The organism is Algoriphagus aquimarinus, from assembly GCF_900112005.1.
GTDB lineage: Bacteria > Bacteroidota > Bacteroidia > Cytophagales > Cyclobacteriaceae > Algoriphagus > Algoriphagus aquimarinus.
The window spans coordinates 267,718-274,830 of sequence record NZ_FOKK01000007.1; the positions used below are offsets into that span (position 1 = coordinate 267,718).

Annotated in this window: 9 protein-coding genes; 5 read left to right on the forward strand and 4 right to left on the reverse strand. The window is 40.3% G+C overall.

Annotated elements, in window-relative coordinates:
• Positions 1-12: 12 nt before the first annotated feature.
• Positions 13-723 carry a hypothetical protein gene (locus tag BM291_RS11565; RefSeq protein ID WP_092897550.1) on the reverse strand — a complete coding sequence of 237 codons (711 nt, stop codon included), beginning with the start codon at positions 721-723 and terminating at the stop codon, positions 13-15.
• Positions 724-937: 214 nt separating this feature from the next.
• Here BM291_RS11565 and BM291_RS11570 point away from each other — a divergent pair, with 214 nt between their 5' ends.
• The 3 genes from BM291_RS11570 to BM291_RS11580 all read left to right on the forward strand — a co-directional run bounded on the left by BM291_RS11570 (position 938) and on the right by BM291_RS11580 (position 3,445).
• On the forward strand, positions 938-1,216 hold the full coding sequence (locus BM291_RS11570) for a co-chaperone GroES (RefSeq protein ID WP_092897503.1): 279 nt from the start codon (positions 938-940) through the stop codon (positions 1,214-1,216).
• A 39-nt stretch (positions 1,217-1,255) separates the two neighbouring features.
• On the forward strand, positions 1,256-2,884 hold the full coding sequence (gene groL / locus BM291_RS11575; RefSeq protein ID WP_092897505.1) for a chaperonin GroEL: 1,629 nt from the start codon (positions 1,256-1,258) through the stop codon (positions 2,882-2,884).
• Between the two features lie 171 nt (positions 2,885-3,055).
• Positions 3,056-3,445, forward strand: coding sequence for a response regulator (locus BM291_RS11580; RefSeq protein WP_092897507.1), 390 nt, complete (start codon positions 3,056-3,058; stop codon positions 3,443-3,445).
• An 18-nt stretch (positions 3,446-3,463) separates the two neighbouring features.
• Here the strand turns inward: BM291_RS11580 and BM291_RS11585 are convergent, their stop codons facing one another.
• Positions 3,464-4,552 carry a serine hydrolase domain-containing protein gene (locus BM291_RS11585; RefSeq protein WP_245786845.1) on the reverse strand — a complete coding sequence of 363 codons (1,089 nt, stop codon included), beginning with the start codon at positions 4,550-4,552 and terminating at the stop codon, positions 3,464-3,466.
• A gap of 304 nt (positions 4,553-4,856) precedes the next feature.
• Here BM291_RS11585 and BM291_RS11590 point away from each other — a divergent pair, with 304 nt between their 5' ends.
• Entirely contained in the window at positions 4,857-5,117 is a 261-nt protein-coding gene (locus tag BM291_RS11590) for a hypothetical protein (protein ID WP_092897512.1), read from the forward strand.
• 170 nt (positions 5,118-5,287) lie between these two features.
• On the opposite strand, the gene BM291_RS11595 is transcribed toward BM291_RS11590, so the two are convergent.
• Together BM291_RS11595 and BM291_RS11600 are read right to left on the reverse strand one after the other, a co-directional pair.
• Positions 5,288-5,578, reverse strand: coding sequence for a GNAT family N-acetyltransferase (locus tag BM291_RS11595; RefSeq protein ID WP_245786846.1), 291 nt, complete (start codon positions 5,576-5,578; stop codon positions 5,288-5,290).
• 5 nt (positions 5,579-5,583) lie between these two features.
• Positions 5,584-6,003 (reverse strand): VOC family protein, encoded by a 420-nt coding sequence (locus BM291_RS11600; RefSeq protein ID WP_092897514.1) that lies wholly within the window; start codon positions 6,001-6,003, stop codon positions 5,584-5,586.
• A gap of 880 nt (positions 6,004-6,883) precedes the next feature.
• On the opposite strand from BM291_RS11600, the gene BM291_RS11605 reads away from it, so the two are divergent.
• Positions 6,884-7,113: endonuclease domain-containing protein (locus tag BM291_RS11605; RefSeq protein WP_139229081.1), on the forward strand; the 230-nt coding region annotated here is incomplete at its 3' end.

Consider the following 7,113-nt stretch of genomic DNA (forward strand, 5'->3'; position numbering starts at 1 on the left):
CCTTGAAATAGCCTAACTGGTCACAGATTTAAGGAGAAGGCGCTTACTGATAGGAATTAGCGTCTCTTCGATAGGAAATTCTAGCTGACTATGGATTCTCCAAGTAGCAGGGTTTGGCAGCTCCTTAATCTCTCGCACCAGGTCCATTTTTATCTTTTCAAGGGTATTGACCAAGCTTCGTTGAAATACTCCAACAAGCCACATACTAATACTCCGGAATTTTTCACCAGCAAAATGGAGCAAACTTGATTTGTAGCGAAAGGCATGAACCTCCTTCTTTTGCTCTCTAGAAAGCAAAATATACCCTTCCTGATTGTAGATTGGAACGATACCCACCGGTTCAAATTCCAATTGATCCTCTACATAATCGTAAATAGTCCTACCTTCTTCAATTTGTGAAACCAGCTTTGGCAATGCGAATTCAGTAATCAAAGAAAGTTCTTTCATCACCCCATCTTCGCTTACTTTAGACTGGTAATTCAGCTTGCCTTTTTCAAAGTCAATAGAATCTAAGGTTTTCGGAAAAAGTTTGTCCATTTCTGAGCTACCTGATTTCAATTCTTTCAAGTCATGGTAGTGGTCGATCAAATCTGAGAGCACAGGATAAAGCTTCATTGCATTAAAATGCTTGTTCGTTTCCTGTAGGTAGGCCAACAACTGATACTTTTTATATTCAAAATCTATATGGCCTTCGGTAATCCAATTTTTAGGTAGAGTAGTCATATGGAATAGCTTTGAATATAAATTACGAATTTCTGACAATTCTGAAGCCATGAGAGCAAAAATGTCAGGTTCTCCTGCCAATAAAAACAGGCTCACCCCTTCATTTGACGATCAATAACAGCCGATTTGTCAGCCTTTAACCCAATTCTTTCCTTGGCACAGGAAGTGCTATTAGGCAAGTACATTTTAATCTAACCTTAAACGAATTTATACTATGTCAAATGTGAACATCAAACCTCTTGCAGATAGAGTTTTGGTACAACCTGCTGCAGCTGAAGAGAAAACAGCTTCTGGACTTTATATCCCAGATACCGCTAAAGAAAAGCCACAGAAAGGTACTGTCGTGGCAGTAGGAAATGGTAAAAAAGATGAGCCTCTAACTGTAAAAGTTGGCGATACAGTATTGTACGGTAAATATTCAGGTACTGAATTGACTGTAGAAGGCAGTGACTATCTGATCATGAGAGAATCAGACATCTTTGCAATCCTTTAATTAATCATCCCTAATCGTTAACAAAAAACATTTAACAATATGGCTAAGCAATTATTTTTCAACACAAGTGCAAGAGACCAACTGAAGAAGGGCGTTGATGCACTTGCTGATGCAGTAAAAGTAACATTGGGTCCAAAAGGACGTAATGTGATCATTGACAAGAAATTCGGTGCACCTACTATCACTAAAGATGGTGTATCTGTAGCAAAAGAAATCGAATTGGCAGAGCCAATCGAAAACATGGGCGCTCAGCTTGTGAAAGAAGTAGCTTCAAAAACTGCTGACAATGCTGGTGACGGTACTACTACTGCTACTGTCCTTGCTCAATCTATCTTCGGCGTTGGTATCAAAAACGTAGCTGCCGGAGCTAACCCAATGGATCTTAAAAGAGGTATTGACAAAGCAGTTTCTGCTGTTGTTAAGCAACTTCAAGCTGATTCTAAGCAAATCTCTACTTCTAAGGAAATCGCTCAAGTAGCGACTGTATCTGCTAACAATGACGAGGAAATCGGTTTGATGATTTCTAACGCCATGGACAAAGTAGGTAAAGACGGTGTGATCACTGTAGAAGAAGCAAAAGGTACTGAAACTGATGTGAAAACTGTAGAAGGTATGCAGTTTGACAGAGGTTACCTTTCTCCTTACTTCGTGACTAACACGGAGAAAATGGAAGTTGAATTGGAGCAGCCTTACATCTTGATCTACGACAAGAAGATCTCTTCGATGAAGGAATTGCTTCCAGTTCTTGAGCCAGTAGCTCAGTCAGGCAAAGGCTTGGTGATCATCTCTGAAGATGTAGATGGCGAAGCACTTGCTACACTAGTAGTGAACAAGATCAGAGGCGCTTTGAAAGTAGCTGCTGTGAAAGCTCCAGGTTTCGGTGACAGAAGAAAAGCAATGTTGGAAGACATCGCTATCCTTACTGGCGGAACAGTTATCTCTGAAGAAAGAGGTTTCAAACTAGAAAACGCAACTATTGATATGCTTGGAAGAGCTGAGAAAATCAATATTGACAAAGACAATACTACTCTAGTGAATGGTGCTGGTGATAAAGCTGCTATCAAAGGCAGAATCGCTGAGATCAAAGCTCAGATAGACAAAACTACTTCTGATTACGACAGAGAGAAATTGCAGGAAAGACTTGCTAAACTTTCTGGCGGTGTGGCTATCCTTTATATCGGTGCTGCTACTGAAGTAGAAATGAAAGAAAAGAAAGATCGTGTAGACGATGCACTTCACGCGACTAGAGCAGCAGTACAAGAAGGTGTTGTTGTAGGTGGTGGTGTAGCGCTTGTAAGAGCTGCTGAAGCACTTAACAACCTTAAAGGTCTTAACGAAGATGAAGATACTGGTATCAACATCATCAGACAGGCTATCGAATCTCCATTGAGAACTATCGTTTCCAATGCAGGTGGTGAGCCTTCTGTAGTGATCAACAAGATCAGAGAGCACAAAGGTAACTATGGCTACAACGCTAGAACGGATGTATACGAAGACTTATTCAAGGCTGGTGTAATCGATCCTACTAAAGTAACTCGTCTAGCTCTTGAGAATGCAGCTTCTATTGCAGCACTTCTTTTGACTACTGAGTGTGTGGTAGCAGACGTAAGAGAAGATTCTCCATCAATGCCTCCAATGGGCGGTGGTGGAATGGGCGGCATGATGTAATCATCCCCCTTCTTTATAACCTAAAAGGAGATCCTATGGATCTCCTTTTTTTACTTTACATTCCAAATTAATTCGCCTTAAAATAAAAAAGGTAGTTAATCATTTTTCTTGAATCGGTATTAATTGTATTTTGGCTTTACCAAACGGTTTTTTTCTACCTTAATCATCTAAATGACCCATTTTGACACAATTTTTCTAGTGGATGATGATCCCATTAACAACCTTATTAACAAAAGGCTACTTGGGAAAATTGGCATTTCTGAGAATATCGTAGAATTTCTAGAGGGAGAAGAAGCGCTAGACAAACTCAATGATATTGAGGCGGATCAATCTGTCCTTATTTTTTTAGACATCAATATGCCTGTCCTAAATGGCTGGGAATTTCTTGATAAATACTTAGAATTATATGGGCACAGGTTGGACAAAATAGTCATCCTTTCCAGCTCCATTGATTACCAGGACAGATTTAAAGCTCAAGGCTATGAAATTGTATCTGGTTTTCTAGAGAAGCCACTTACCCTTGGCAAAATCGAAGAAATTAGAAATCAAGGGATATTATAATTCCCCAGTTAAGGAATTTTACTTAACGAGTACGGGACCTAGCCTTTCCCACATTTCTCTGATCAGCAGAAAAGGCACCAGCGAGTTATCTCCTGCTCCACCCATTCTGACAATCACTAACCCTTCAGAAGGAATTACCATCAGGAACTGCCCATTTTTACCCATAGCCTGATACATATCAGCCGGAGCATTGGGAACCAGCATCCCAGGGTATATCGTTTGGGATTGTGGAAGCATATACGAGGACTTACCATTCAACCAGGTTAGATATCCATAGCTGCGATTGACAACCTGCGATGACTGTGATAGCTTTTCAAAAAAATCACCAGACCAGATCTGTTCCCCATTCCAATTGCCATGAGCTTGCAGCAAAAGACCAAACCTGGCAAAAGACCTTGCATCACTGTAAAACACATTGTTTAAGCCTGTCTTCTGCCAAAAACCCTTCATCCCTACCTTACTACCCAGATTATCCTCAAAGTATTTTTGAAAGCTCTTTCCGGAGGCATTCTGAACTACTTTCTCCAACAAAGTATAAGGCGCATTATGATACGCCCATCGTTCTCCTGGCTCCGCTATAAATGTTAATGAAGCCGGATTAGTATCATCCATATTGCTCACAGCATCATCCAAACCCGTAGTCATCGTGAGATGATGGATCAGATCAATAGCACGTTCCTGCTTATTGGTCAAGGAAGACCAACCCTCTCCTAGGTATTTCTGAGTACGATCACTTGTCTTTAGCAACGATTGATTTTCAGCAATACCTACCAGTGTAGCTGTAAGCGTTTTTCCTGCACTTGCCCAATACCAATAAGAATTTTGATCCATCTTACCCAAGCCTGTCAATTTATCTCCCCAATACTCCTCCACCACAATTTTCCCGTCTTTCAAAATGATAAAAGCCCGAGTATCCTGGGTAGGCAGCCAAGCTAAAAATTCGGCAAATTTCACCCCGTCCCAACCTAGCTCACTGATAGCTTGTTTTTCCCAAACTACTGATTGATTTGGGGGAAAATAGAGATTAGATGCAGTAGGAGCAGGTTTTTGTGCTTCGGCACAGGAACAAATCAAAAAAGCCAGGTAGCACAGTACGATCAATCTCATGTGTTTAAAATTTAGCGTGTGTGCCATTAAATTTGTGAAAAACTTCATATAAATAGAACTACCGATTAGATAAAGGTCAAGGAGAATAGTTTAACTAGAAGCCAAAATAGTAAAGGTTTTTTGGGCTGACCCTTCCCAAAGTGAGCGGAATATAGACAATCCTATAGTAATGAAAGTCTTCTTCAATTTTCAATTGATTGCAGCCTTTATGAGTTGGGAAAGCAAATCCCTGCAAATGTCCTCCAGCTAAAAATACTTTTCTACTTGCTAAGAAATTATTATTTTGAAGGACAATTAGTTAATCATGACAGGAGGAGCCGGCTTCAGTGTTTCAGGAAATAAATCTTCTAAGGAGAATCGGAATCTGGGAAAAATACGCCCAAAACTCACGAGTTCAGATGGGGTTTCTCGAGAGAAAAACATGGAGAAAGCTGATCTCAAAAGTATAAATGACAGCATCCGGTTCAGAGCTAGCAGATACTCTTCCTCCTCCAGTAGTGGCTATTTCTTCGCCTTCATGGTGATACTAACCTTGGCCTGGGTTATCTGGACACTCTTTTTTTAGAAAGTTCTAATACACACGCTTTTCTACCAACCAAGAGACAAAAGCATTACAAGTTTCGGTCAACATTAGCATTTAGGCCACTTCGGTCATCATTCTTCCGTCCAGCTGGCTAGCAAAGAATTTTAGGTAACTGGCATCCGATAGCTATCGGATGGGGATAATCGCTAGTACTAATTAAGTACATCTTGCAATTCTTCCTTTTTCTTGAACATCGCCTTAGCAAAAGGACACAATGGAATGACTTTGATCTCTTCCTTACGCACGTAGGCCACCAGTTCATCCAGCAACTTTCCGCCGATTCCCTGTCCTTTCAGGCTTTCATCGACTTCAGTGTGCTCAATGATCATCTTCTTTGGCCCGGCCATCACATAGACCATTTCTCCAAATCGCTTGGCTCCCTCTTCCAGAAAAAATGAACCCCTTTTTCCGTCAAACTCATGTTGGATTTTAATATCATTCATGGTGCTTAGGTTTTAGTTTTGTTTTCGGCAATTTTATCATAAACCTTATCAACCGGCTCCCAAAGTTCGATACTATGCCCATCTGGATCTAAAATATGTATAAACTTTCCGTAAGAGGTATCATCGATTTCATCCAGAATAGTCACTCCCTCTGCTTTTAATTCTTGCACCAGTTCCACCAGATTTTCCACACGGTAATTCACCATAAAATCCTTTTCCGAAGGCTTGAAATAGGTAGTATCGTCCTTCATAGGCGACCATTGGGTATACCCCTTTTTATTAGAATTCTCGGAATTCCGCCACTCGAAAGTAGCTCCATATGCATCGGTATTTAACCCCAGATGCTTCTGATACCAATCCTTAGTCTTGCTAGGATCTTCTACTTTAAAAAATATCCCTCCTATTCCTGTGACACGCTTTTTCATCTGACTTGAAGTGGGTTAGTGAGCTATTAAGGTAAGAAAAAAATGAGACCTCTTATAGTCTAAGTAGATTTTGAAAACGGATCAACTCCTTCTTGGTAAAAGACAACACACAGATTCAAAAATCCCCCTTGCCCCCTTTGAAAAGGGGGAGTCGTGTCAGTTGAACTTCAACTATTTTCGCAAAGTGTTTACAGGCAATTACTAGATTATAGACGACTATTTACTGAACTCAATCACACCATGACTGATCTCAATACATTTTGAATACGGATCAACTCTCTTATGTAAAGGTGATGAGTTGTTCACTCGGAAAGGTAGAAAATCCCCCTTGCCCCCTTTGAAAAGGGGGAGAAGTGTCAGTTGCACTTCAACTATCTTCTCAAAGTGTTTACTGGCAATTACTTGAATATAGACGACTATTTACTGAACTCCGTCACACCTTGACTGATCCAGATACATTTTGAATACGGATCAACTCTCTTATGTAAAGCTGAAGAGTCGTTCACTCGGAAATAGACAAATCCCCCTTGCCCCCTTTGAAAAGGGGGAGTCGCGTCAGTTGAACTTCAACCATTTTCTCAAAGTGTTTACAGGCAATTACTAGATTATAGACGGCTATTTTCTGAACTCCGTCACAGCTTGACTGATACCAATACCTTTTGAAAACGGCTCAACTCCCCCTTTGAAAAGGGGGAGTCGCGTCAGTTGCACTTCAACTATTTTCGCAAAGTGTTTACAGGCAATTACTAGATTATAGACGACTATTTACTGAACTCAATCACACCATAACTGATCTCAATACATTTTGAATACGGATCAACTCCCCCTTTGTAAAGGGGGTAAGGGGGATTTAACTCCATATTTTTTTTAAATTAACTGTATGTATTTTTTGCCATACAACAAATCATTACGTGAATTCTCCAGAGAACTTAGAGCCCATAGCACTCTTTCTGAAATTCTGCTTTGGCAGAAGTTAAGAGCGAGTCAATTCCGAGGTTATGGCTTTAATAGACAAAAGCCTCTAGGCAATTACATCGTTGATCTATACAGCAATAAATTAAACCTAGTGATTGAAATAGATGGTGACTCTCATTATAATGAACAAGCTAT

Excerpts from the sequence above, each read along its gene's own strand:
- BM291_RS11565 (WP_092897550.1), bottom strand. The coding sequence starts at position 723 with ATGACTACTCTACCTAAAAATTGGATTACCGAAGGCCATATAGATTTT.
- BM291_RS11570 (WP_092897503.1), top strand. The coding sequence starts at position 938 with ATGTCAAATGTGAACATCAAACCTCTTGCAGATAGAGTTTTGGTACAA.
- groL (WP_092897505.1), top strand. The coding sequence starts at position 1,256 with ATGGCTAAGCAATTATTTTTCAACACAAGTGCAAGAGACCAACTGAAG.
- BM291_RS11580 (WP_092897507.1), top strand. The coding sequence starts at position 3,056 with ATGACCCATTTTGACACAATTTTTCTAGTGGATGATGATCCCATTAAC.
- BM291_RS11585 (WP_245786845.1), bottom strand. The coding sequence starts at position 4,552 with ATGAGATTGATCGTACTGTGCTACCTGGCTTTTTTGATTTGTTCCTGT.
- BM291_RS11590 (WP_092897512.1), top strand. The coding sequence starts at position 4,857 with ATGACAGGAGGAGCCGGCTTCAGTGTTTCAGGAAATAAATCTTCTAAG.
- BM291_RS11595 (WP_245786846.1), bottom strand. The coding sequence starts at position 5,578 with ATGAATGATATTAAAATCCAACATGAGTTTGACGGAAAAAGGGGTTCA.
- BM291_RS11600 (WP_092897514.1), bottom strand. The coding sequence starts at position 6,003 with ATGAAAAAGCGTGTCACAGGAATAGGAGGGATATTTTTTAAAGTAGAA.